Genomic DNA, 1,202 nt, shown 5'->3' on the forward strand with positions numbered 1-1,202 from the left:
ATGAAGGAAAATTTTGATTTTTTAATGCCTAGTGTCAACTTCTTCGGTAAAGGGGTCATTGAAAAGATTGGCGATCGGGCCAAGATGCTCAACATGACCAAACCGTTGATCGTGACGGATAAGTTCTTGCGCGGTATGGCGAACGGGCCAGTTGCCCAGACCTTAGCTTCATTGGATCAGGCCGGTGTGAGCTATGCCATCTATGATGGGGTAGAACCAAACCCTAAGGTTCGGAACATTAAAGCCGCTAAACAAGTTTATTTAGACAACGACTGTGACAGTATCATCACCGTGGGTGGTGGCTCAGCTCACGACTGTGGGAAAGGGACCGGGATCATCTTGACCAACGGCGATGACATCACCAAGCTGGCTGGGATCGAAACCTTGGAAAACCCATTACCACCACTGATGGCGGTGAACACAACCGCTGGGACGGCTTCTGAATTAACCCGTCACTGTGTGATTACCAACGAAGAAACGAAGCTGAAGTTTGTGGTCGTCTCATGGCGCAATATTCCGCTCGTTTCATTTAACGATCCGATGTTGATGTTGGACGTGCCCGCTGGCTTGACGGCTTCAACCGGGATGGATACCTTCGTTCAATTGATCGAACCGTATGTGTCAACGAACCGTAACGAAATCACCGATGGCCAATGCATCGCCGGGATTAAGTTGTGTGAAGAAGCCTTGCGGGAAGCCGTTGCCAACGGTCACAACATCGAAGCCCGGACCAAGATGGTAGAAGCTGAAATGTTAGGCGGGATGGCCTTTAATAACGCTGACCTGGGTTACGTCCACGCTATGGCGCACCAATTGGGTGGCCAATACGATGCCCCTCATGGTGTCTGCTGCGCTATTTTGTTGCCAGTTGTTGAAAAGTACAACTTGGTAGCCGCCCCAGAACGGTTCGCCGAATTGGCAAAGGCCATGGGCGAAAACACGGAAGGCTTGTCAACCCGGGAAGCCGCCGATTTAGCTATTAAGGCCATGCGGCAAATGGGGGACGATGTGAACATCCCTCGCAGCATCAAGGCAATCGGCGCCAAGCCCGAAGACTTTGAACTCATGGCCGAAAATGCTTTGAAGGATGGGAATGCGTTCTCAAATCCACGGAAAGGCACCAAGGAAGAGTTGGTGCAGTTGTTCCAAGAAGCGTATGACGCTGAATAGCCTGTGAAACAAGGCGGTCTGACTTGAGTAGC

1 protein-coding gene is annotated in these 1,202 nt (G+C 51.0%); it reads left to right on the forward strand.

Translation table 11 applies throughout. From position 1 onward, the window contains the following. Positions 1-1,170 (forward strand): iron-containing alcohol dehydrogenase (locus tag FC96_RS12560; protein WP_056943236.1); only part of this gene is annotated, 1,170 nt, incomplete at its 5' end. Between the last annotated feature and the right edge of the window lie 32 nt (positions 1,171-1,202).

This window comes from Secundilactobacillus kimchicus JCM 15530 (assembly GCF_001433995.1).
Lineage (GTDB): Bacteria > Bacillota > Bacilli > Lactobacillales > Lactobacillaceae > Secundilactobacillus > Secundilactobacillus kimchicus.